21 protein-coding genes are annotated in these 22,885 nt (G+C 72.1%); 4 read left to right on the top strand and 17 right to left on the bottom strand.

Going from position 1 to position 22,885, the window contains the following annotated elements; all coding sequences use genetic code 11:
* Window positions 1–7: 7 nt before the first annotated feature.
* From glmM to truA, 6 genes are all read right to left on the bottom strand, one after another.
* Window positions 8–1,384: a phosphoglucosamine mutase gene (glmM, locus tag Q9R28_RS04435; RefSeq protein ID WP_209684914.1), complete on the bottom strand. Its 1,377-nt coding sequence runs from the start codon at window positions 1,382–1,384 to the stop codon at window positions 8–10.
* Between the two features lie 22 nt (window positions 1,385–1,406).
* Window positions 1,407–1,892, bottom strand: coding sequence for a 30S ribosomal protein S9 (gene rpsI / locus Q9R28_RS04440; protein WP_066656983.1), 486 nt, complete (start codon window positions 1,890–1,892; stop codon window positions 1,407–1,409).
* 36 nt (window positions 1,893–1,928) lie between these two features.
* On the bottom strand, window positions 1,929–2,375 hold the full coding sequence (gene rplM, locus Q9R28_RS04445) for a 50S ribosomal protein L13 (protein ID WP_022904636.1): 447 nt from the start codon (window positions 2,373–2,375) through the stop codon (window positions 1,929–1,931).
* Window positions 2,376–2,628: 253 nt separating this feature from the next.
* A complete protein-coding gene (locus Q9R28_RS04450) occupies window positions 2,629–5,415 on the bottom strand; it encodes an ExeM/NucH family extracellular endonuclease (protein WP_311205561.1) in 2,787 nt (928 codons plus the stop codon).
* Window positions 5,416–5,554: 139 nt separating this feature from the next.
* Window positions 5,555–6,301 carry an MBL fold metallo-hydrolase gene (locus Q9R28_RS04455; RefSeq protein WP_251155202.1) on the bottom strand — a complete coding sequence of 249 codons (747 nt, stop codon included), beginning with the start codon at window positions 6,299–6,301 and terminating at the stop codon, window positions 5,555–5,557.
* The gene (truA, locus tag Q9R28_RS04460) at window positions 6,298–7,230 is read right to left on the bottom strand and encodes a tRNA pseudouridine(38-40) synthase TruA (protein ID WP_311205562.1); all 933 of its coding nucleotides are present in this window, start codon (window positions 7,228–7,230) and stop codon (window positions 6,298–6,300) included. Before truA ends, Q9R28_RS04455 begins: the two co-directional genes overlap by 4 nt.
* Before the next feature lie 195 nt (window positions 7,231–7,425).
* Between truA and Q9R28_RS04465 the strand changes: the two genes are divergently transcribed.
* Both Q9R28_RS04465 and Q9R28_RS04470 read left to right on the top strand, forming a co-directional pair.
* Complete coding sequence (locus Q9R28_RS04465; RefSeq protein ID WP_311205563.1) at window positions 7,426–8,439, top strand: ATP-binding cassette domain-containing protein; 1,014 nt, start codon at window positions 7,426–7,428, stop codon at window positions 8,437–8,439.
* Window positions 8,436–9,272 (top strand): ABC transporter permease, encoded by an 837-nt coding sequence (locus tag Q9R28_RS04470; protein WP_311205564.1) that lies wholly within the window; start codon window positions 8,436–8,438, stop codon window positions 9,270–9,272. Before Q9R28_RS04465 ends, Q9R28_RS04470 begins: the two co-directional genes overlap by 4 nt.
* Window positions 9,273–9,314: 42 nt before the next feature.
* Here the strand turns inward: Q9R28_RS04470 and Q9R28_RS04475 are convergent, their stop codons facing one another.
* Complete coding sequence (locus tag Q9R28_RS04475; protein ID WP_311205565.1) at window positions 9,315–12,518, bottom strand: BTAD domain-containing putative transcriptional regulator; 3,204 nt, start codon at window positions 12,516–12,518, stop codon at window positions 9,315–9,317.
* A gap of 105 nt (window positions 12,519–12,623) precedes the next feature.
* Here Q9R28_RS04475 and Q9R28_RS04480 point away from each other — a divergent pair, with 105 nt between their 5' ends.
* The gene (locus tag Q9R28_RS04480; RefSeq protein WP_311205566.1) at window positions 12,624–13,772 is read left to right on the top strand and encodes a hypothetical protein; all 1,149 of its coding nucleotides are present in this window, start codon (window positions 12,624–12,626) and stop codon (window positions 13,770–13,772) included.
* A gap of 13 nt (window positions 13,773–13,785) precedes the next feature.
* On the opposite strand, the gene Q9R28_RS04485 is transcribed toward Q9R28_RS04480, so the two are convergent.
* From Q9R28_RS04485 to infA, 7 genes are all read right to left on the bottom strand, one after another.
* Window positions 13,786–14,898 carry an aromatic acid exporter family protein gene (locus Q9R28_RS04485; protein ID WP_209684907.1) on the bottom strand — a complete coding sequence of 371 codons (1,113 nt, stop codon included), beginning with the start codon at window positions 14,896–14,898 and terminating at the stop codon, window positions 13,786–13,788.
* A 170-nt stretch (window positions 14,899–15,068) separates the two neighbouring features.
* On the bottom strand, window positions 15,069–15,626 hold the full coding sequence (rplQ, locus tag Q9R28_RS04490; protein WP_209684906.1) for a 50S ribosomal protein L17: 558 nt from the start codon (window positions 15,624–15,626) through the stop codon (window positions 15,069–15,071).
* 66 nt (window positions 15,627–15,692) lie between these two features.
* Window positions 15,693–16,688: a DNA-directed RNA polymerase subunit alpha gene (locus Q9R28_RS04495; protein WP_066656999.1), complete on the bottom strand. Its 996-nt coding sequence runs from the start codon at window positions 16,686–16,688 to the stop codon at window positions 15,693–15,695.
* Between the two features lie 205 nt (window positions 16,689–16,893).
* On the bottom strand, window positions 16,894–17,292 hold the full coding sequence (gene rpsK / locus Q9R28_RS04500; RefSeq protein WP_017885507.1) for a 30S ribosomal protein S11: 399 nt from the start codon (window positions 17,290–17,292) through the stop codon (window positions 16,894–16,896).
* A 9-nt stretch (window positions 17,293–17,301) separates the two neighbouring features.
* A complete protein-coding gene (gene rpsM / locus Q9R28_RS04505; protein ID WP_058728274.1) occupies window positions 17,302–17,676 on the bottom strand; it encodes a 30S ribosomal protein S13 in 375 nt (124 codons plus the stop codon).
* 149 nt (window positions 17,677–17,825) lie between these two features.
* On the bottom strand, window positions 17,826–17,942 hold the full coding sequence (gene rpmJ, locus Q9R28_RS04510; protein WP_022903266.1) for a 50S ribosomal protein L36: 117 nt from the start codon (window positions 17,940–17,942) through the stop codon (window positions 17,826–17,828).
* Between the two features lie 70 nt (window positions 17,943–18,012).
* Window positions 18,013–18,234: a translation initiation factor IF-1 gene (gene infA, locus Q9R28_RS04515; RefSeq protein ID WP_017885509.1), complete on the bottom strand. Its 222-nt coding sequence runs from the start codon at window positions 18,232–18,234 to the stop codon at window positions 18,013–18,015.
* A gap of 285 nt (window positions 18,235–18,519) precedes the next feature.
* On the opposite strand from infA, the gene Q9R28_RS04520 reads away from it, so the two are divergent.
* Window positions 18,520–19,797, top strand: coding sequence for an LCP family protein (locus Q9R28_RS04520; protein ID WP_311205567.1), 1,278 nt, complete (start codon window positions 18,520–18,522; stop codon window positions 19,795–19,797).
* A 211-nt stretch (window positions 19,798–20,008) separates the two neighbouring features.
* On the opposite strand, the gene map is transcribed toward Q9R28_RS04520, so the two are convergent.
* The 3 genes from map to secY are packed head-to-tail and all read right to left on the bottom strand — an operon-like array spanning window position 20,009 to window position 22,757.
* A complete protein-coding gene (gene map / locus Q9R28_RS04525; protein WP_209684942.1) occupies window positions 20,009–20,788 on the bottom strand; it encodes a type I methionyl aminopeptidase in 780 nt (259 codons plus the stop codon).
* Window positions 20,789–20,847: 59 nt separating this feature from the next.
* Window positions 20,848–21,438: an adenylate kinase gene (locus Q9R28_RS04530; protein WP_311205568.1), complete on the bottom strand. Its 591-nt coding sequence runs from the start codon at window positions 21,436–21,438 to the stop codon at window positions 20,848–20,850.
* The gene (gene secY / locus Q9R28_RS04535; protein ID WP_066657008.1) at window positions 21,435–22,757 is read right to left on the bottom strand and encodes a preprotein translocase subunit SecY; all 1,323 of its coding nucleotides are present in this window, start codon (window positions 22,755–22,757) and stop codon (window positions 21,435–21,437) included. The genes Q9R28_RS04530 and secY overlap by 4 nt, the downstream gene beginning before the upstream one ends.
* Between the last annotated feature and the right edge of the window lie 128 nt (window positions 22,758–22,885).

Genomic DNA, 22,885 nt, shown 5'->3' on the forward strand with positions numbered 1-22,885 from the left:
GAGTGCCCTACGCGGCCGCGTCGATCGCCAGCCGGTCGCGCACGACGGCGGCCAGCTCCTCGGCGACCCGCTGCGCATCCTCCTGCGACGCCGCCTCGACCATCACGCGGACGACGGGCTCGGTGCCCGACGGGCGCAGCAGCACCCGACCGGCGTCGCCGAGGGCCTCGGTCGCCGCGGCGATCGCGTCCTGCACGCCCTGGTCGTCCAGCCCGTGGCGGTCGACACCGCGCACGTTGAGGAGCACCTGCGGGAAGACGGTCATGCACGACGCGAGCTCCTGCAGGCTCTTGCCCGTGCGGGCCATCTCGGCCACCAGGTGCAGGCCCGTCAGCACGCCGTCGCCGGTGGTGGCGTAGTCGTTGAAGATGATGTGGCCGGACTGCTCGCCACCGAGCGAGAAGCCGCCCTCGTTCATCTTCTCGAGCACGTAGCGGTCGCCCACGCCGGTCTCGAGCACCGTGATGCCCGCGTCCGCCATGGCCCGCTTGAGCCCGAGGTTCGACATGACGGTCGCGACGAGCGTGTCGTCGGCGAGCCGGCCCCGCTCCTGGAGCGAGAGCGCCAGGATCGCCATGATCTGGTCGCCGTCGACGGCGTTGCCGGCGGCGTCCACCGCGAGGCAGCGGTCGGCGTCGCCGTCGTGCGCGATGCCCACGTCGGCGCCGTGCGCCAGCACGGCGGCGGCGAGGTTGTCGATGTGGGTCGAGCCCACACCGTCGTTGATGTTCATGCCGTCCGGGTCCGCGCCGATGAGCGTGACGCGAGCGCCGGCGTTGACGAAGACCTCGGGCGAGACGCCCGCGGCGGCACCGTTCGCGCAGTCGAGCACGACGTGCAGGCCGTCGAGCCGGTGCGGCAGCGTGCCGAGCAGGTGGACGACGTAGCGGTCCTCGGCGTCGGCGAAGCGGGTGATCCGGCCGACGTCGCCACCGGTGGGCGCCGGGGCGGACTGGTCGTGCATGGCCGCTTCGATGCGGTCCTCGACCTCGTCCGGCAGCTTGCGGCCGCCCGTGGCGAAGAACTTGATCCCGTTGTCGGGCGCGGGGTTGTGGGACGCGGAGATCATCACGCCGAAGTCGGCGTCGATGTCCGCGACGAGGAACGCCGCAGCGGGGGTGGGGATGACCCCGGCGTCGAGCACGTCGACACCGGCGGAGGCGAGACCGGCCGCGACCGCGGCACCCAGGAACTCACCGGAGACGCGCGGGTCGCGCGCCAGGACCGCGCGGGGGCGCGGTCGACCGGACGCCCGGCGGGCGTCCGCATGGTGTCCGTGTGTGAGCACGGCCGCGCTGGCCTGGGCGAGACCCAGAGCCAGCGCGGCCGTCAGCTCGCCGTTGGCGAGTCCACGAACACCGTCGGTACCGAACAGACGCGGCATTGCGATCGGGTTCGTCGCGCGACTAGCGCTTCGAGAACTGCGACGCCTTGCGGGCCTTCTTGAGACCGGCCTTCTTGCGCTCGATGACGCGGGCGTCACGGGTGAGGAAGCCGGCCTTCTTGAGGGTGGCGCGGTTGTTCTCGCGGTCGATCTCGTTCAGCGCACGCGCGATGGCGAGGCGGAGCGCACCGGCCTGACCCGAGGGGCCACCACCGGTGATGCGAGCGACGACGTCGTAGGCGCCGAGGAGCTCGAGCACCTTGAACGGGTCGTTGATCAGCTGCTGGTGCAGCTTGTTCGGGAAGTAGTCCTCGAGCGTGCGGCCGTTGACCGTGAACGAGCCGCCACCGGGGACGAGACGCACGCGGGCGATGGCCTCCTTGCGGCGCCCGACGGCACCGCCCGAGACGTTGAGGATCTGGCGGGGAGCGGCCTCCGAGGACGCCGGGGCGCTCTCGGTGGTGAAGCTCTCCGGGGTCTGGTCGAGGGAGTCAGCGATCTGAGCCATGAGTTTTATCAGTCCTTGAAGTCGTCGTGGCCGGAACTACTGTGCGACCTGGTCGAAGGTGTACGCCTTGGGCTGCTGCGCGGCGTGCGGGTGCTCTGCGCCGGCGTAGACCTTCAGCTTCTTGAGCTGCTCACGGCCGAGGGTGTTCTTCGGCAGCATGCCGCGGATCGCCTTCTCGACGGCGCGGGTCGGGTGCTTCTCGAGCATCTCCGGGTAGGAGGTCGCCGTGAGGCCGCCCGGGTAGCCCGAGTGACGGTAGTAGACCTTCTTCGCGAGCTTGGAGCCGGTGAGGGCGACCTTGTCCGCGTTGATGATGATGACGTAGTCACCCATGTCCATGTGCTGGGCGAAGGTGGCCTTGTGCTTGCCGCGCAGGAGCGCCGCGGCGTGGGTGGCGAGACGGCCGAGGACGACGTCGGTCGCGTCGATGACGATCCAGTCGTGCTGGACGTCTGCCGGCTTCGGGGAGAACGTACGAGTCACAGGAGTGCTGCTTTCGTGTCGAGGTGAGGAGTCCGTGAATCCCGCTCCGGTGGGTGTTCCGCGGGCGATGCTCGTGGAACTGCCCGGTGGAGGGCTCATCTGACTGTCCGGCGCACGGGGCGCACAGACCAAGGTGAGAGCCTACCCGACGCGGCTCGCCTTGTCGAACGGGGCCGTGACGGACGGGAGGCGCGGTGCCGTCCGACACCGCGCCTCCCGTCCGTCACCCGGTCACGTCCGGGCCGTGGTCACCTCAGCCGAACAGTCCACGCAGCCAGCCGAACACACCGAGCACGACACGGACGACGTCCGCGACGAACTCACCGTGACCGGGCCCGCCCGGCTTGCCGTCACCGTGGCCGGGCTTGCCCGGCTTCCCGTCACCGTGACCCGGCTTGCCCGGGTGGTCGCCGCCGTGACCCGGCTTGCCCGGCTTGCCCGGGTGGTCGCCGCCGTGGCCGGGTCCGCCGGGGGTCCCGCCGTTGCCCGGCGTGCCACCGTCACCCGGCGTCGGGGTCTCGTCCTCGGCCAGGTCGAAGCCGACCAGGATCGGGTCGTGGTCGCTCGCCCGGTACACGTCGTCGCGGTACAGGTCGGTGACGTTGTAGTCGTAGCGGCTGTACTCCAGGCCCACCGACTCGGTCGAGTTGATGTTCCAGATGTCCACGCCGGTCACGGCCTCGAGCGCCGCGGGTGAGGCCAGCACGTGGTCGAGCGAACCGCTCAGGCCGCTGAACACGTAGGAGTACTCGGTCGGGTCCTTCGCCGGCCCGAGGTCGGTGTAGCCGGCGTCGCGCAGGACGACCATCGGGTCCTCCTCGCTGTAGGCGTTGAAGTCGCCGAGCATGAACACCCTGTCCGTGCCGTACTTCTCCTGCTCGGTGGTCGAGAACGCGGCGAGCGCCGTCGCCTGTGCCACGCGGGACGCGTTCGAGGCACCCTGGCCGTCGCCCTGGTCGGCGTCCGCGCCCGAGCCGGAGCCCTTCGACTTGAAGTGGTTCGCGATCACCAGGAAGTCGTCGTCCGCGTCCCCGCCGACCGGGCGGAAGGCGTCCGCGACGGGCTGGCGGGCGTTCGCGAAGGCCGGGTCGTCGAGGATGGTCGACTCGCCGACGGGTGCGACGCGGTCCTGCTTGTAGATGAGGGCGAGGCGGATGACGTCCTCGCTCGCGGGCAGCACCGCCGGGGACGGCACGTACGCCCAGGTGTCCTGGCCGGTCGCCGCGTTCAGCGCCGAGACGAGCGTGCCGACGGCGGCGTCGCGGTCCTTGCCGAACCGTGCTGAGTTCTCGATCTCCTCGAGGGAGACCACGTCGGCACCGAGGGCGTTGATCGCCTTCACGATCTTCACCTGCTGGCGCTCGAGGTCGTCGGCGTTCGCGGCGCCACGGGCGTCGCAGCCACCGCGGACGGTCACGGGGTCGCCGTCGCGGTCGGTGTAGTACGTGCAGCCGGTGAGCTGGTCGCCCGTGGTCGGGAAGTAGTTCAGCACGTTGAACCCGGCGAGCTTGAGGTCCCCACCGACGTTCTCGGGGGCCGCGGTGCGGACCTGCGAGAACGACGCGGGCAGGTCTGCCGCGGGCGTCGCACCGGTGATCGGCGACGTCGGCTGGAACTTCCAGGTGTCGTTGCGGTAGTCGAGGACGACCGGCTCCGAGAAGGTCGCTGCGGCACCGACCGTGACCGGGCCCTGCGTGAGCCAGGACACCGGGACCGACTGGTTCGCGGCGCTGAGGAAGTTCGTGCTCGCACCGTCGTCGAGGACCACCGTGCGCGCGGCGTTGTCGGCGGCGACCTCCGCGGCCTCGGCGCTGCCCGGGCGGGCGACCTCGGTCGGCTGGATCAGGCGCTTCGTGCCCGCGGCGAGCGCGATCTCGCCGTACTGGTTCGTCGTGTAGTTGTCGGCGACCGTGTAGTCGCCCTGCGGCGCGATCAGCATGCTCTCGAGCGACTCGCGCTGCGCGTCCGTGCGCGGCAGGGTCAGCGTGGCCGGGACCGGCTGCACGACGCCCGCGGCGGGGAGCTCCTCGACGTCGGCGGTCGAGCCGACCTCGAGCTCGCTGAGGCCGTTGTACTCGGCGACCGTGCCCGTGAGGCGCACGGCGTCCCCGATGGCGACGCTGCCCGCGGTCGCGGCGGAGAACACGAACACGGCGTCCGACGCGGCGTGGGTGGCGAGGTCGACCGCCCCGCCCGTACCGGCGGTCTGGATCGTGTAGCCGTTCAGCCCACCCGTGGCGTAGACCGCGGTCACGACGCCCTCGGTGACGACGCGCTTCCCCACGTACGGCGACGCGGGACCCGTGCCCTGCAGCTGGGCGATCGTGACCGCTTCGGCAGGTGTGGTGGGGGTGCCCGGATCGGTGGGGGTGCCCGGGTCGGTCGGCGTCGTGCCGGACCCGCCGGAGTTCTCCGGGGTCACCGAGGAGCCCAGGGCGAAGTCCGCCGCGTTGGAGTCGGTGTCGACGGTGCCGTCGCGGTGCAGCGCGTCCGGCACGGAGTTCGCCGTCCCGGTCGGCGCGACGGCGGTCTCGAACGTGTTCGACGTGCCGTAGCCCAGCAGGTCGACGACGCCGGGCGTCCCGGTGGTGACCGAGCCGACCGGCAGCGTGAGCGCCGTGGCCTGGTCGGACAGGACGAGCGTGCCGGTCGACCCGGACGGGTTGAGGCCGGTCACGGCGTCGGGGGTGGGCAGCGCCTGGCCGTTCGTCCCGTTCGAGCCCATCTGCACGAGGTACGACCCGTGTGCGGGGACGGTACCGCTGAGCTTGCCGACCGACGGCGTGCCGGTGTTCGCGGCGGCCCGGTACTGGATCGACCACCCGTCCACGGCGACGGCGTTGTCGGTCGGGTTCGCGATCTCGACGAACTTGTTCGTGAACGGCTGGTTCGCGCTGCCGCCCTTCAGGTACGCCTCGGCGATGACGAGGCCGGCGCCCGCGGGGTCCGCGACGGCGGTGGAGACGGAGACGAGCGGGGCGGCGACGAGCGTCGCTGCCACCGTGGCGCACAGCACGGTGCGCCGCAGGAGGTTGGGCATGCTGACCTTCGGCAGGAGGAGGGGGACTCCAGCACGCTAGCGACCTGCGGGGCCACTCAGGTTTCCGGCAGGTGAACGATCCGGTCCACCCCCGTCCGGGGTGCGCAGCGTGGCGACGGGACGGTGCCCGGCGGCGCGCTCAGCCGGCGACCGGCACCCACCCGCTGCCGACCCGGTGCACGGCCGGTCCGTGCCCGGGCAGCACGATCTCCGGGATCGGCAGCGCCCGTGCGGACTCGAGCGCCGTCGCCTGGTCCGCGGTGAAGAACGGCGTGATCATGCGTGGTCGCGGCTGCCACGACCCCGGGAGCGTGTCGTGGTGCGAGACGACCGCGTCCCCGGTGACGATGGCGTTCGCGGCCGGCAACAGGTACGCGGTCGAGCCGGCCGTGTGCCCGACGGCGGGGAACGGCGTCATCGCACGCCCCGCGAAGTCGTGCGCGGTGAAGGCCCGGGCAGTGGGGACGGTCACGGGACGCAGGGCGTCGGAACCGACGGCCCGCGCCAGCCAGCGGAACGTCCGCGGTGCGGCGAGACGCCCGCCGATCTCCGCCGGCCGGACCTGCTGCCGCTGCGGCCCGCGCACGTTGTCGAGTTCGTCCGCGTGCGCCAGGACCTGCACGTGCGGGTACCGCTCGAGGATCCCCGGGATGCCCCCGATGTGGTCGACGTGCCCGTGCGTGACGTAGATGCGTCGGAGGTCGCCGAGGTCGTGCCCCGCCCAGCGCACGGTGTCGAGGACGAGCGCGGTGTCCGCGGGGTAGCCGGCGTCGATCAGCGCGACGCCGTCCTCCTCGGCGAGCACGACCCAGTTCGAGACCGGCCCCTCGACGAACACCACACCGGGTGCCACGGAGACGACGGACCGGGGCCTGCGGGAGCTCATCCCCCGACGGTACCGGCGTCCGGCTCGTCGTCCGTCCGGCGCGCACGGGTCTGCGTCGCCCGGGCCGCGAGCTCGTGGTCCCCCGGGTAGCCCACCTCGGTGAGGGTCAGACCGGCCGCGGGTGCGACCTTGAACGCGCTCGTGCGCTGCTGCGCGACCCGCAGCTCCTCGAGGCGGTCCGGCCCGAAGCGTCCCTCCCCGACGGCGATCGTCGCCCCCACCATCGCCCGCACCATGGAGTGGCAGAACGCGTCGGCCTGGAGGCGCGCCACCAGCACGCCGTCCGGCTCGCGGTCCCAGCGGAACTCCTGCAGCGTCCGGATCGTGGTCGCGCCCTCGCGCGGCTTGCAGAAGGTCGCGAAGTCGTGCAGCCCGAGCAACGTCAGCGCACCACGCTCCATCGCCGCCGGGTCCAGGCGCGTCGGGTGCCAGAGCGTGTGCCCGCGGCGACGTGGATCGCGCGGGGCGTCGGCGTCCGCCACCCGGTACTCGTAGCGCCGCCAGAGCGGGGAGAACCGGGCGTCGAACCCGTCCGGTGCGACCGACGCGCGCGCGACGACGACGTCGCCCGTCGCCCCGGCGAGACCGTTCACGCGCTTGACGAGTCCGTCGAGCGAGGTGCGAGGAGGGCCGTCCGGCGACGACCGCCGCGGACGGGTGAGCGCACCCCACTGCTCCGCGGTCAGGTCGACGTGGGCGACCTGCCCGGTGGCGTGCACCCCGGCGTCCGTCCGACCGGCGACCGTCAGCTGCGGCGGCGCGCCCCACCGGGTGAAGACCGTGGCGAGCGCGGACTCGAGCGCTCCCTGCACGGTCCGCAGGCCGGGCTGCCGGGCCCAGCCGGAGAACGCGGCCCCGTCGTAGGCGATGTCCAGCCGCAGCCGCACGGCACCGCCGACACCGGCACCCGAGTCGTCCGTCCCTGCCACGGGAGCGAGCGTACCGGGGCCGGGGCGGGCCTCCCGTCCGGCCCCGCCGACGACGACGACGACCACCGCCCGTACCCGCCGACGGCGACGGGCAGCCCCGCTGACGGCGACCGTGCGCCGGTGTCAGCGCCACGTCAGTGCCGCGTGAGCGGCCGGCGGCACGATCGTCCCGACATCGACGAAAGGACCTGTGCGATGACCACCACACCACTCGCCGTCGAGGCGACCGGCCTCGTCAAGACGTTCGGCAGCAACCGTGCCGTGGACGGGGTCGACCTCCGCGTCGAGGCCGGCACGGTCTACGGCGTGCTCGGCCCGAACGGCGCCGGCAAGACGACCACCATCTCGATGCTCGCGACCCTGCTGCGGCCGGACGGCGGCGAGGCCCGCGTCTTCGGGCACGACGTCCGCCGCGAGCCGCAGACGGTCCGCTCCCTGATCGGGGTGACGGGGCAGTACGCGAGCGTCGACGAGACCCTCAGCGCCACCGAGAACCTCGTCATCTTCGCGCGGCTGCTCGGCCTCTCCCGCGGCGACGCGAAGCGCAAGGCGGTCGAGCTGCTCGAGCGCTTCGGGCTGTCCGAGGCGGCGTCGCGTCCGCTCAAGAAGTTCTCCGGGGGCATGCGCCGCCGGCTCGACCTGGCGGCGAGCCTCATCGCGCAGCCGCCGCTCATCTTCCTCGACGAGCCGACGACCGGCCTCGACCCGCGCACCCGGGCGCAGATGTGGGACACGATCCGCGAGCTCGTCGCGACCGGGTCGACCGTCCTGCTCACGACGCAGTACCTCGACGAGGCCGACCAGCTCGCCGACCGCATCGCCGTCATCGACCACGGACGTGTCGTGGCCGAGGGCACCGCGGACGAGCTGAAGTCCTCGGTCGGCACGGCCTCGCTGCAGCTCCGCCTGGCGGACGCGGATGCGGACGCCCTCGCGACCGCGGCGTCGCTCGTCGAGCGCGTGCTGGGCACCCCGGCGGTCGTCAGCCCGGAGGGCGCGCGGCTCACCGCCCCGATGACGGCGCCCGACCGGGTCACCGACCTGCTCGTGTCGTTCCGCGAAGCGGGCGTCTCCCTCGCCGAGATGAGCGTGCAGAAGCCGACCCTCGACGAGGTCTTCCTCACCATCACCGGCTCGCCGACGTCTGCGGACGCCGACACCGACACCGACACCGAGTCCGAGCGCGCGCTCGAAGGGAGCCCCGCATGACCACCCTCGCCCCGACCCCCACCACCACGTCGTCGCCCCGCGTGACACCCCGACCCGGGATCGGCGGCACCGGCCTGGCCGCCACCGTCCGCCAGTCGTTCACGATGGCGTACCGCGGACTCGTGAAGATCCGCCGGACCCCCGAGCAGCTGTTCGACGTCACGCTCATGCCGATCGTCTTCACGGTGATGTTCACGTACATCTTCGGCGGCGCGATCTCCGGCGACGTCGGCAGCTACCTGCCCGTGATCATCCCCGGCATCCTCGTGCAGACGGCGATCACGTCGTCGGTCGTCACCGGCGTGCAGCTCCGCGAGGACATGGACAAGGGCGTGTTCGACCGGTTCCGGTCGCTCCCGATCGCCCGGATCGCCCCGCTCGCCGGGGCCCTGCTCGCCGACACCGTCCGCTACGCCATCGCGACGACGATCACGTTCGTGGTGGGCATCGTCATGGGGCTGCGCCCCGCCGGCGGACTCGGCGCCGTGCTCCTCGCCGCGCTGCTCGTCATCGTGGTGGCGTGGGCGATCAGCTGGGTCTTCGCGTACTTCGGGGTCATCGCCCGGACCGCGTCGAGCGTCTCCGGCATCGCGAACCTCGTGCTGTTCCCGCTGACGTTCCTGTCGAACGCCTTCGTCCCGACCGACACGCTGCCCGCCTGGCTGCGCTGGTTCACCGAGGTCAACCCGGTCTCGCACCTCATCACCGCGGTGCGCGACCTGGTGAACCACGGCGTGGTCGGCGGCGACCTCTGGCTGAGTCTGCTCGGCGCGGCCGTGGTCGTCGCGGTGTTCGCCCCGCTGACGGTCCGCGCGTACATGCGGAAGGCCTGACGGTCCGGGCGACCGTCCGGGAGCGGACGGCCCGGACGCCGGTCAGCCGGGCAGGCGAGCGTCCTCGAGCACGCGCCGCACCCACGAGACGGCCTCGGTCCGGTCCCTGCCGGCCGCGGCCGTCTCGGCGTCGGCGAGCGCCGGCTCCCCCACCACCTCGGCGAGCAGCGGTCGCAGCCGGGCGTGCGCGAGCACCGCGAAGTCCTGCCGCGAGCCGATCCGCGTGAGCGTGCCCCAGCACGCGGCAGCCGTGTCCGGACGTCCGGTGCGCGCGTAGGCGATCGCGAGCCCGGCGAGTGCCGTCCCGATGACGGGCACGTCCCGGCGGGCCTGGCGGAGCCGCAGCTGCACGAGGGTGCCGACACGGATCCGGCGGGCGACCGCCAGTTCGGCTGCCGGGAGGCCCGGGGCCGCGCCGTCGGTCCGGCCCGCGCCCGCCTCGTCCACCGCCGCGATGCGTGCCGCCCCCGCCGTCAGCGCCCAGTGCGCGGCGGGTCCGCGACCGGGCTGCACGACGTCCCAGGCCGCGGCGTACGCCGCCGCGGCCCCGGCGAGGTCACCCTCGTACCGCGCGCACTCGGCGGTGATCGCGACCGCGAGCACGGCGATCAGCCCGCGGTCGTCGAACCCGCCGCGGCCGCCGTCGGGCCGGTGCCGCAGGTCCGCTGCGACGGCACGTGCACGGTCGACGTCGCCGGTCGCGGCCGAGGCGAGACCGACGGTCCACCCGATCTCGTACAGGTCGTCCTCCGCCCCGAACAGCTCGAGGTCCTCCCGGGCGGTGACGGCGGCGGCGAGGGACTCCCGGTACCGCCCGGACTGCGCGAGCAGCTGGGTCAGCGTGACCGCGACGGTGCCCGTGGTCCAGGCCTCTCCGGTCGTCCGTGCCAGCTCCTCCGCACGCCGGATGTACCGCAGCGCCCCGGCCGGGTCGCCGTCGTTCTCGGCCAGCGGCGCGCTGAGCAGGTGGCCGAGCAGGGCGACCGCGGGCTCTCGGTGGGCACGCAGCCGTGCCAGCTCGGCGGAGCCCTGCTCGGGTCGCGGCAGGGCGAGCAGGAGCCCGGCGAGCGCGTCGACGACCGGGTCCTCGGCACGCCCGGAGCGGTGCAGCTCCCGGAGTCCGCTGATCGCCCGGGCGGTGGTGCGGAGGTCGGTGAACACCGCGGTCGCACCGCACATCACGAGGCCGATCACCGTCGCGGTGCGGTCGGCCGGCGCCGGCACGCGCGACCGCAGCGCCGCGACGACGTCGGGTGCGGTCGCGGCGACCTCGCGGTGCAGCCCGCGGAGCGTCCAGTACGCGCCGAGGGCCGCGAAGACGTGCGCCACCGTCGGCACGTCGTCGGCGCGGATCGCCCAGCGCAGCAGGGTGACGAGCGTGTCGGCCTCGCGGCGGACCTCGGTGAACGCGACGAGCTGCGCCGGACCCCGCAGTGCGAACAGGTTGCGCGCTGCCGACAGTTCCCGGCCCCACGCGGTCATGGCCGCCCGCACGGGCTCGGTGGTGCCCCGGGCCGCCAGGCGTGCGGCGCCGAACTCGCGCACGGTCTCGAGCAGTCGGTAGCGGACCGGCTCCCCCTCGACCTCGACGAGCTGCACGAGGGACTGTTCCACCAGGTCGGCGAGGTCGTCGAGCGCGTCCCACCGCCGTCCGGGCTCCGCCACCGACTCGACGGCCTCGACCGCGACACCGTCGGGGAACAGTGCGAGGCGGGTCAGCAGGTCCTGGGCGCCCTCGTCGAGGAGCCGCCAGCTCCACTCGATGACGGCGAGCAGGGTGCGGTGCCGTTCGGGAGCGCTCCGGTCACCACCGCGCAGCAGGGCGAAGCGGTCGTCGAGCCGCCGTTCGACCTCGTCGACCGACATCCCCCGGATGCGGGCGGCGGCGAGCTCGATGGCGAGCGGCGACCCGTCGAGCCGGGTGCAGATCCTGCGCACCGCGTCCACGGGCAGCACCGCACCGGGCCGAGCGGCACGGGCGCGTTCGGTGAACAGCCGGACCGCCGCACCGCCGGCCTCGACCGGCAGCGGTCCGAGGGGTGCGACGACCTCGCCCGCGATGGCGAGCGGTGCCCGGGACGTCGTGAGCACCCGCAGCCCGGGCACGGCGGCGAGCAGGTCGGCCGTGCAGCGGGCCACGGCCTGCAGCAGGTGCTCGCAGTTGTCGAGCACGAGCACCGTCGGTCCGTCGTCGAGGGCACGCACCACCCGGCCCCACAGGTCGGTGACGACCGCGTCCTGCAGCATGCGCGCCGTCCGGACCTCGGTGATCCCGAGCAGTGCGCCGAGGGCAGGCAGCAGGTCCTCGCCGTCGTCGATCGGTGCGAGCTCGCAGACGACGACGCCCGTGGTCGGGGGCAGCGCGGCGGCGACGGCCTGCGCCAGGCGCGTCTTGCCGAGTCCGCCCGGACCGAGCACCGTGACCAGGCGGTGCTCGTCGAGCGACCGGGACACCGTCGCGACGTCGTCCTGTCGCCCGACGAGCTCGTTCGGCGCGACCCGGAGCCCGGTCCGCCGGACCGGGTGGTCGGTCGCGGACGCCGACCGGCGCAGGAGCTCGGCGTTCAGCCGCACGAGCTCCGCGGACGGATCGGCCCCGAGTCCGTCCGCCAGCCGTCCGCGGTGCGCGGCGAACACCGCGAGTGCCTCGGGGGTCCGCCCGTCGACGTCGAGGGCGCGCATCGCTCCGCCGACCGCCGTGTCGTCGAAGGGCGCCGCGTCGACCTCGGCGAGCCAGGTGGTCGCAGCGGCGGCGGCGTCGCCGTCCTCGAGCAGCAGGACGGCGAGCCGCCGACGCAGGGCGTGCTCGACCGCGGCCGCGCGGTCGGCGAGCGCCGAGCCCAGGTCCCCGTCGACGTCCGCACCCGGTGCGCCCCGCCACCGGCCGAGCGCTGCCCCCACCGCTGCGGTGTCGGGTGCGTGCACGGCCCGCTCCGCGGCGACGAGGTCGACGTCCGCCGGGTCGCCACCGAGCGCGTACCCCGTGCTGGTCGACACGACGAGACCGTCCGCCGTCGTCCGGCGCAGTCGGGAGACCAGGGTCTGCAGGGCCGCCCGGGCGCCCCTCGGCCGGTCCGCACCCCAGAGCTCGTCGATCAGTGCCTCGGTGCCGAGTGCACGGCCGGGTGCGAGCACCAGCGCGGTCAGGAACGACCGCGCGAGTGCACCGGGAACGGCGACCGCGGCACCGTCCGGGCCCGCCACCGTCACCGGTCCGAGGACGGCGACACGGGACGCGACGGGCACGACCCGATCCTAGTTCCGGCCGTGCGAGGACGCCGTCACCTGATCGTGACCGGCGAGCACGCGGTCGTCACCGGTCCGTGACACGCGAGGGTTAGCGTCACGGACATGGGATCCCCTCGTACCCGCTGCGCGGCCGTCCTCGCCACGTCGGTCGCCGTGCTCCTCGCGGTCACCGCCTGCTCGTCTCCGTCGACCGAGGGCGCGACACCGAGCGCCTCCGGCCCGCCCGCGTCGTCCGCGCCGAGCAGCAGCCCGTCCGCGGAGGTGGCCGTGGACTTCGGGACGGCCCCCGCCGGCGACGGCACACCGGACTGCGCGGCGCTGTTGCCCGCAGCAGCAGTCGACGCCGTCGTCCCCGGCGCGCGTGCGGTCGCCCTCGCCGACGTCGTGCACGTCGCGGCCGCCGACTGGGCACCCGTGGTCGCCGGTGGCTCCTCCTGCACGTCGACCACCGGCGTCGCACCGCTCGACGGCACCGTGCTCGGGACGATCGACGACCCCCGCTACGAGGGCGTGCGCGTCACGGTGCTGCCCGACGCCACGGCGGAGTACCAGGACCTCGCCGCGTCCGGGTTGACCGGCGTCCTGGACGGCGGTCCGAGCTGCAGCGCGAGCGACGCCGCGGTCGTGTACTGCGTCTCCCACGTGCTCGTCGGTGACGCCTGGGTGCAGGTCCTGGCGCAGCGCGTCCAGGACGACCCGGACACGACCGAGGCGGCACTCGACGCCCCCTTCCGCGCTCTCGTCGAGCAGGTCGGCGACGCCGTGCGCACGAGCCCCGTCACCACCGCCCGCGTCGACGAGCACGTCGACGGCAGTCTGCCGCCCTGCGTCGCCGACAACGTGGACGCGGTCACGGACACGACGCTCCGCTGGGCACTCGAGGGCACCGACGTCGCTCCGACGACGGTCGAGCACGCGCTCGACCGTCTGGCGGGAGCGTCGTGCGGCTTCGTGGCGCCCGTCGAGTCCGATCCGCGGTACGACCAGCAGCAGGCGCAGTACGACCGCCTTCCGAACGGTGGCTGGGCGGTGGAGCAGCGCCTGGCCGCGGGCACGGTCGACCGGGACGGGCGGATCGACCTCGACGGCCTCGAGGACGGCGCCGGCGCCTGGCGGACGTGCGACGACACCGCGTGCACCCTCGACGTCGTGTCGGACGGTGGCACGTGGGAGCACTTCGTCCTGATGCGCGCGGTGGCCCCGGACACCGCCGAGGCCGTCGAGCGCTGGGCGACGGCCTCGCGCGGCTGACCGGGGGCGCTCGCTAGCGCTGTCGTCCCGAGGGCCCGGTCTCGGTGTCGACGTCGGCGGTCGCCCGCTTCTCAGACTCGAGCACCCCGCGCAGCGCGACGATCGCGCTGGAGGTCACCGTCACCTGCGACGGGTCCGCGTCACTGGCGTCGATGGCGCGCTCGAGGTCGGCGATCGACTCGTCCGCCCCGTCCTCCTCGCAGTCACCGCGAACCACGCAGGCGACCTTCCGGAGCGCGGCCGCGAAGGGTCCTGCGAACGCCGGGTCCGGCCGCCCGATGTTCTCCGCAACCGGACCCGAACGGGCGACCAGCTCGGTGAGGTCGGTCGTGTACCAGGCGACGCGCTCGAGCGCCCGGAAGCGCGCGCCGTCGGTCTGCAGGCGCGCACGCGGCCCCCGCAGCACGCTCCGGGGGTTCATCCGGCGCGCCTCCTGCGCCGTCGAGACGCGGTCCCGGACCTCGGCGATCGCCTTGTCCAGCCGCTCCTGCTGACGGTCCCAGGCACCGGTGTCCGGCTCGCCCTCGTCGAGCACGTCCGCCAGGTCGTCGAGCTGCTGCGCGAGCACGGCGTTCACCTGGTCGATGCGGCGCTCGGCGTCCCAGAAGTGCAGCGGCGGGACCACGGCGAAGTTCACCGCGAGCCCGATGCCGATGCCGATCGCCATCTGCACGACGTACGCGAACGAGTAGCCCTCGGCGTTCCCGCCGCCGATGAGGAGCACGAAGAGCGCCGCCATCGGCACCCACGAGTACCCCTCGCCCAGGATCCGGAAGCCCGAGACGAGCACGCCGAGGCCGACGACGAGCGCGACCGCGATGACGCCGGGATCGCCGATGAGCATCGTGAACCCGGCGATCAGGATGCCGAGCGTGATGCCGACCAGCGTCTGCACGCCGGCCCGGATCCCCGCGAAGACGGTCGTGCGCATCGCGACGATCGCACCGAGCGGTGCGTAGTACGGGTACTCCGCGGCGACGCCCGGCGCGTACTTCGCCAGGGTCCACGCGATCGTGGCGGCCAGCGCGGCCTTGCCGGCCAGCAACAACCGCGGCTGGGTGCCGGAGTCCCGACTCCACCGCCACAGACGGCGCCCTGCGCCGGTGATCCGTTCCGCTCTCGCCATGTCGCGATCACCGTACGGCGGCGACGCTGGGAGCGGACGCGGGTGCGCTCCGGACGGGAGGCTCGTGGCGGCCCCGCCCCGCGCCTCCCGTCCGTCGCCACGCCGTCCGCGGGGACGACGGAACCCCCCGCGACGTGGGTCGCGGGGGGTTCCGTGTGGTGGTGCTGGACCTACTTGGCGTCGTCCGACTTCGCCTCGGCGTCGGCCTCGACCTCGGCGGCAGCCGGGGTCTCGGTCTCGGCCTCGACGGGAGCGGACTCCTCGGTCGTCTCCGTGGACTCGACCGGGGTCTCCTCGGCCGGGGTCTCCTCGGCCGGAGCGGCAGCAGCCGGGGCCGCGTCGCGCTTGACCGGGGCCGGCGTGCTCGACACCGGCTCGAGGACGAGCTCGATCGAGGCGAGCGGCGCGTTGTCACCCTTGCGGAAGCCGAGCTTCGTGATGCGGGTGTAGCCGCCCCGACGGTCCTCGACCTGCGGGGCGATCTCCGTGAACAGCGTGTGCACGACGGACTTGTCGCGCAGCTGGGCGATCACACGACGACGCGCGTGCAGGTCGCCACGCTTCGCGAACGTGATGAGACGCTCGGCGACGGGACGCAGGCGCTTGGCCTTCGTCTCGGTGGTCGTGATGCGACCGTGCGTGAAGAGGGCGTTGGCGAGGTTGCTCAGGAGCAGGCGCTCGTGGGCGGGGCCGCCACCGAGGCGGGGGCCCTTGGTGGGCTTCGGCATGTCAGTTCTCCAGTGGTGATGGTGGTGCGCACCGACTCATCGGTGCGCGTGCGCGTGAGCGCGAGGTCAGTTGTTGGACTCGTCCTCGTCGTACCCGCTGTAGAAGTGGGCGCCGTCGAATCCGGGGACGGTGTCCTTGAGGGACAGGCCGAGCTCGGTGAGCTTGTCCTTGACCTCGTCCACCGACTTCTGACCGAAGTTGCGGATGTTCATGAGCTGCGTCTCCGACAGGGCGACGAGCTCGGACACCGTGTTGATGCCCTCCCGCTTGAGGCAGTTGTAGCTGCGCACCGACAGGTCGAGGTCCTCGATCGGGGTCTGCAGCTCGTTCGAGAGCACCGCGTCGACCGGCGCGGGGCCGATCTCGATGCCCTCGGCCGCCGTGTTCAGCTCGCGGGCGAGACCGAACAGCTCGACCAGCGTGCGACCGGCCGACGCGATGGCGTCGCGCGGCGTGATCGCCGGCTTCGACTCGACGTCGACGACCAGGCGGTCGAAGTCCGTGCGCTCACCGGCACGCGTCGCCTCGACGCGGTAGGTGACCTTGAGGACCGGCGAGTAGATCGAGTCGATCGGGATCTGCCCGGCCTCGCTGAACTCCGAACGGTTCTGGGTCGCCGAGACGTAGCCGCGGCCACGCTCGATCGTCAGCTCCAGCTCGAAGCGCGCGGTGTCGTTCAGGGTCGCGATGACGAGGTCCGGGTTGTGGATCTCGACGCCGGCCGGGGCGGAGATGTCCGCCGCGGTGACCTGACCGGCACCCTGCTTGCGCAGGTACGCGGTGATCGGCTCGTCGTGCTCGCTGGAGACGACGAGGCTCTTGATGTTGAGGATGATCTCGGTGACGTCTTCCTTGACACCGGGGACGGTGCTGAACTCGTGGAGGACGCCGTCGATGCGGATGCTGGTGACAGCCGCGCCGGGGATCGAGGAGAGGAGCGTGCGGCGCAGCGAGTTGCCGAGGGTGTAACCGAAGCCCGGCTCGAGCGGCTCGATGACGAAGCGCGAGCGGTGCTCGGAGATCGACTCCTCGGTCAGGGTGGGGCGCTGTGCAATGAGCACTGTGGGATTCCTTTCGGCGGAGTGTCCGCTATATGACACTCGGCGGTACGACGGGGCCGACCGGGCCCCGACGGGTCTGTTGAGTTGTGATCACGCGCAGCGCGGGGCCGGGAGGGCCCGACGTACGCGATCGAACGACCAGGAATGGCCGGCCCCGCTCGCCCCGGTCAGGGGACGAGCGGGGAACGGCCGGTTGCTCCTCGCGTCAGACGCGGCGACGCTTCGGCGGGCGGCAGCCGTTGTGCGCCTGCGGGGTGACGTCGTTGATCGAGCCGACCTCGAGACCAGCGGCCTGGAGCGAGCGGATCGCGGTCTCGCGACCCGAGCCCGGGCCCTTGACGAAGACGTCGACCTTCTTGACGCCGTGCTCCTGCGCCTGACGCGCAGCGGACTCGGCGGCGAGCTGCGCCGCGAACGGCGTCGACTTGCGCGAACCCTTGAAGCCCACGGCACCCGAGGACGCCCAGCTGAGGACGGCACCCGACGGGTCGGTGATGCTGACGATGGTGTTGTTGAACGTGCTCTTGATGTGGGCCTGGCCCACGGCGACGTTCTTCTTCTCCTTGCGACGCGGCTTGCGCGCGGCAGTCTTGGGGGTAGCCATGATGATCTCCTATCGGGCCTTCTTCTTGCCTGCCACGGTGCGCTTCGGTCCCTTGCGGGTACGCGCGTTGGTCTTGGTGCGCTGACCACGCACCGGGAGACCACGACGGTGGCGGAGACCCTCGTAGCTACCGATCTCGACCTTGCGGCGGATGTCGGCGGCGACCTCGCGGCGGAGGTCACCCTCCACCTTGAAGTTGCCCTCGATGAAGTCACGGAGGGCGACGAGCTGGTCGTCGGTCAGGTCCTTGACGCGGATGTCACCGGAGATACCGGTCTCGGCGAGTGCCTGGACCGCGCGGGTACGGCCGACGCCGTAGATGTACGTGAGTGCGATCTCCACGCGCTTCTCGCGCGGGATGTCGACGCCTGCTAGACGTGCCATGTTCTGGCTGCTCCTGTTTTCGGTGGAGGTGTGGCGCAGTACCGGTGCCCGGGCCTCCGCCCCGAGGTGTCCCCCCGCCGACGACCGAGGTCAGTGGCGGAGTTCTGGTACTGCGTGTTCAGTGTTGAGTTGTGGGTCCTGCTGGGAGCTCAGCCCTGGCGCTGCTTGTGGCGCGGGTTGCTCTTGCAGATCACCATGACGCGGCCCTTGCGGCGGATGACACGGCAGTGCTCGCAGATGGGCTTGACGCTGGGGTTGACCTTCATGATTGCTTCCTGTTGCTCGCTGGCTTCGTGCCCGGCGGGTTCGCCGAGCCGTTCCTTTCCAGCTCGCGGATCACTTGTAGCGGTAGACGATCCGGCCGCGGGTCAGGTCGTACGGGCTCAGCTCCACGATCACGCGGTCCTCGGGGAGGATGCGGATGTAGTGCTGGCGCATCTTCCCGGAGATGTGCGCGAGGACCTTGTGTCCGTTGGTCAGCTCAACGCGGAACATCGCGTTGGGCAGAGCTTCGAGCACCGAGCCTTCGATCTCGATGACGCCGTCTTTCTTGGCCATAGCCTCACTGTCGCTTGGTTGGATTACCGGTGTGATCCCCGAGCCGGTCTGCGGGTCGGGCGCCACGCCGAAGGGCATGACACACCAAAGATCAACCCTATGCGATCAGGCGCAGATTGCCAAGTGCCGGTCGGGCCGCGACCCTCCGTCTGGGGCTCGCCGTCCGGAGCTGAACGGTCCACAGTGGATCAGCGGCCGCTTCCGAGGTCCGGAACGGGCCCGTCGCCGTAGCCTGGCCGTCGCTGACCCCCGGACGCCCGCGCCGGAGAACCGATCGGAGACCACGTGCCTGACGCGCCCCGCCGCCCCCTCGCCCGTCACGGTCGACTGCCGCGCCGTCGCGGATGGGGCACGCTGCTGGGGTTCGTCGCGGCCACGCTCGCCGTCGTCCTGGTCAGCGGCACGAGCGTCGCGGCGATCGCCGGCGCACAGCTCGCCGCGGCACCGCACACGGTCGAGCTCAGCACCGACGACCAGAACACCGCGAAGACCGCCGACATCACGGCGATGCAGGGCGGCGCGAACATCCTGCTCCTCGGCAGCGACACCCGCGTCGGGCAGTTCGACTCGGACGAGAACGTCGAGGGCGCCCGGAACGACGTCACGATCCTCGTCCACATCTCGCAGGACCACCAGCAGCTCACGGCCGTCAGCTTCCCCCGCGACCTCAAGGTCCCGATCCCGGCGTGCACGAACCCCGAGACGGGCACCTCGTACCCGGCCGTGGACAGCGAGCTCATCAACGAGTCCCTCGGGCACGGCGGGATCTCCTGCGCCGTGGACACGGTCGAGAACCTGACCGGGCTGACGATCCCCTACGCCGGACTCATCACCTTCGACGGGGTGATCGAGATGTCGAACGCCGTGGGCGGCGTCGACGTCTGCGTCGCGAAGCCCATCGACGACTCGTACACCGGCCTGCAGCTCTCGGCCGGTCAGCACACCCTCGCCGGCCAGGACGCGCTCGCGTTCCTGCGCAGCCGGCACGGCGTCGGTGACGGCAGCGACCTCGCGCGCATCAGCTCCCAGCAGGTCTTCCTGTCCGCCCTGCTCCGGAAGGTCACCTCGGACGGCACCCTGTCGAACCCGGTGACCCTCTACAAGCTGGCCGGTGCGGCGCTGTCGAACATGACGCTCTCCGACGGCCTGGCGCAGACCCGCACCCTCGTCGGACTCGCCTCGACCCTGCGGGGCATGAGCACCTCGGACATGCTGTTCGTGCAGTACCCGGTCGTCGACGACCCCTCCGACACCGCGCACGTGCTCGTCGACGAGGCGGCGGCGCACGACCTCAACGTCGTGCTGCAGCAGGACCGCAAGACCTCGCTGAGCGACTCGTCCACCGGCCGGGCGTCGGAGGAGTCCCCGACCGCGGCGGGCACCCCGGGGAGCGATGTACCGTCGTCCGACGCGCCGGCCGCGGGGGACGATGCGGCGAGCGGAGCGGCGACCGGGACGCCCACGGGTGCGGCGACCGATGCCGGGACGCCGACGGCGACCCCACTGCCCTCGAGCATCTCCGGTCAGTCGGCGTCCGAGCAGACCTGCACCGTCGGGAACTGAGCGCGTCGGGGACTGCGCCCGTCGGGGACTGAGCGCGTCGGGGACTGAACCCGTCGGGAACTCAGCCCGCCGGGGACCGGCGCGGACGCGCGCGGAGCGGTCCCGGCGTCGGCCCGGCCGTCGTCGGTGACCGGGCCGGTGCGCGGAGTCGCACCGCGCCTCCCGGCCGACCGCGCGGTCACCGGTCACGGACCGGACGCGTCCGGTCGCCCTACGGGACGGGGACGGGCGTGACGCCGAGCGGCACGAGGCCGGAAGCGCCGCCGTCCGATGCGGTGAGCACCCAGATGCCCTCGGCGTGCACGGCCACCGAGTGCTCCCAGTGCGCCGCGTCGGAACCGTCGAGGGTCCTGATCGTCCAGTCGTCGTCGTCCGTGGAGCTGTCGATCGTCCCGGCCGTCACCATCGGTTCGATCGCCACGACCAAGCCGGGCCGGACCGCCGGACCGGCACCGCGGACCCGGTAGTTGAAGACCGGCGGGTCCTCGTGCATGGACCGGCCGATCCCGTGCCCCGTGAAGTCCTCGACGATGCCCCAGGCGCCCGTCTCGTCGATGGCGTCCTCGATCACCGCGCCCACCTCGTTGAGGTTCCGCGCGTGTGCGAGCGCCGCGATGCCGTGCCAGAGCGAGCGCTCCGTGGTGTCGCAGAGCGTCTGGCGCGCCGCAGTCACGGGAGCGTCGCCGCCGGGGAGCACCGTCGTGAAGGCGCTGTCACCGTTCCACCCGTCGACCTCTGCACCGGCGTCGACCGAGACGATGTCGCCCGGCTCGAGCACGCGGTCGCCGGGGATCCCGTGGACGATCTCGTCGTTCACGGAGACGCACAGGGTGTGCCGGTAGCCCGGGACGAGCTGGAAGTTCGGGACGCCACCGCCCTCGCGGATCGTCCGCTCGGCGATCGCGTCGAGCTCGCCCGTGGTGACGCCCGGGCGGATCGCAGCACGGACCGCGACGAGCGCGGCCTCGGTGAGCAATCCGGGACGGAGCATCGCGCGGAGCTCCTCCGGCGACTTGTAGATCGAGGGCTTGCGACGACGCACGAGGGGTGTCAGACGCCCGCGGTGAGGCCGCGCGAGCTAAGCGCCGCCTGGATGCGGTCCCCGACCTCCTCGATGCCGCCGAGGCCGTCCACGTCGACCACGAGACCGCGCTCGGCGTACGCCGCGACGATCGGCGCGGTCTGCTCCGTGTAGACCTCCTGGCGACGCCGGATGGTCTCCTCGTTGTCGTCGCTGCGCCCCTGGTCCTCGGCGCGCTTCAGCAGCCGCGCGACGAGCGCGTCCTGGTCGGCGACGAGCTGCACCACGGCGTCGATCCCGGCGCCCTGCTCCGCGAGCAGCGCGTCGAGGAACTCGACCTGGCCCACCGTGCGGGGGTAGCCGTCGAGCAGGAAGCCCTGCTCGGCGTCCGGCTCGGCGAGGCGAGACTTGACGAGCTCGTTCGTCAGTTCGTCGGGGACGTAGTTCCCCGCGTCCATGATCGCCTTGGCCTGAACGCCCAACGGCGTGCCCTCGGAGACGTTCTTGCGGAAGATGTCACCCGTGGAGATCGCGGGGACGCCGAAGCCCTCGGCGATGCGACCGGCCTGGGTGCCCTTCCCGGCTCCGGGAGGTCCGACGATGATGAGGCGTGCGCTCAACGGAGAAGCCCTTCGTAGTGACGTTGCTGCAGCTGCGAGTCGATCTGCTTCACGGTCTCGAGACCGACACCCACGATGATGAGGATGCTCGCGCCGCCGAACGGGAAGTTCTGGTTCGCGCCGAACAGCGCCAGTGCTGCCAGCGGGATGAGCGCGATGAGACCGAGGTAGAGCGAGCCGGGCAACGTCACCCGGGTCAGGACGAAGTCGAGGTACTCGGCCGTCGGACGGCCGGCCCGGATGCCCGGGATGAAGCCGCCGTACTTCTTCATGTTGTCGGCGACCTCTTCGGGGTTGAAGGTGATCGCGACGTAGAAGTACGTGAACCCGACGATGAGCAGGAAGTACAGGACCATGTAGAACCAGTTGTCACCCGAGGTCAGGTTGTTCTGGATCCAGGTCACCCAGGCGGCCGGCTCCGAGCCGTCCGAGGGCTGGTTGAACTGCGCGACCAGGGCCGGCAGGTACAGCAGCGACGAGGCGAAGATGACGGGCACGACGCCGGCCATGTTCACCTTGATCGGGATGTAGGTGTTGTTGCCGCCGTAGGTGCGGCGCCCGACCATGCGCTTGGCGTACTGCACCGGGATGCGTCGCTGCGACTGCTCGACGAAGACGACGGCCATCATGATGACCAGACCGACGAGGATGACGAACAGGAAGAGCTCGAAGGACTGCGACTGCTCGATCGCCCACAGGGCCGACGGGAACTGCGCGGCGATGGACGTGAAGATGAGCAGCGACATGCCGTTGCCGATGCCGCGCTCGGTGACGAGCTCGCCCATCCACATGATCAGGCCGGTACCGGCGGTCAGCGTGACGACCATGAGCATGATCGCGTACCAGCTGTCGTTCGAGATGATCGACGAGCAGGACGCCGACGCGTTCGTGCCGAAGAGGGCACCCGAGCGCGCGACCGTGATGAGGGTGGTCGACTGCAGGACACCGAGCGCGATGGTGAGGTAGCGCGTGTACTGCGTCAGCTTCGCCTGGCCGGACTGGCCCTCCTTGTAGAGGGCGTCGAAGTGCGGGATCACCACGCGCAGGAGCTGCACGATGATCGACGACGTGATGTACGGCATGATGCCGAGCGCGAAGACCGACAGCTTCAGCAGCGCGCCGCCGGAGAAGAGGTTGATGAGGTCGTAGAGCCCACCCGAGGAGCCGGCGCTCGCCAGGCAGCTCTGCACGGCGGCGTAGTCGACGAACGGCGCGGGGATGTACGACCCGAGACGGAACAGCGCGATGATCGCGAGGGTGAAGCCGATCTTCTTGCGAAGATCTGGGGTGCGCATGATGCGCGCGACCGCTCTGAACACGAGGACTCCGAACTTCTGGGACCGGCGACCCGATCGGGGTCTTCACGGTGTCGATCGGCAGCGCCGACCTGGCCGACGGACGTCAGCCACTGTCAAGGAAACCGTAACGGCGGCCCGTGCGCAAACGC

Origin of the sequence: Curtobacterium sp. BRD11, from assembly GCF_031844345.1 — a bacterium.
Taxonomy (GTDB): Bacteria; Actinomycetota; Actinomycetes; order Actinomycetales; family Microbacteriaceae; genus Curtobacterium.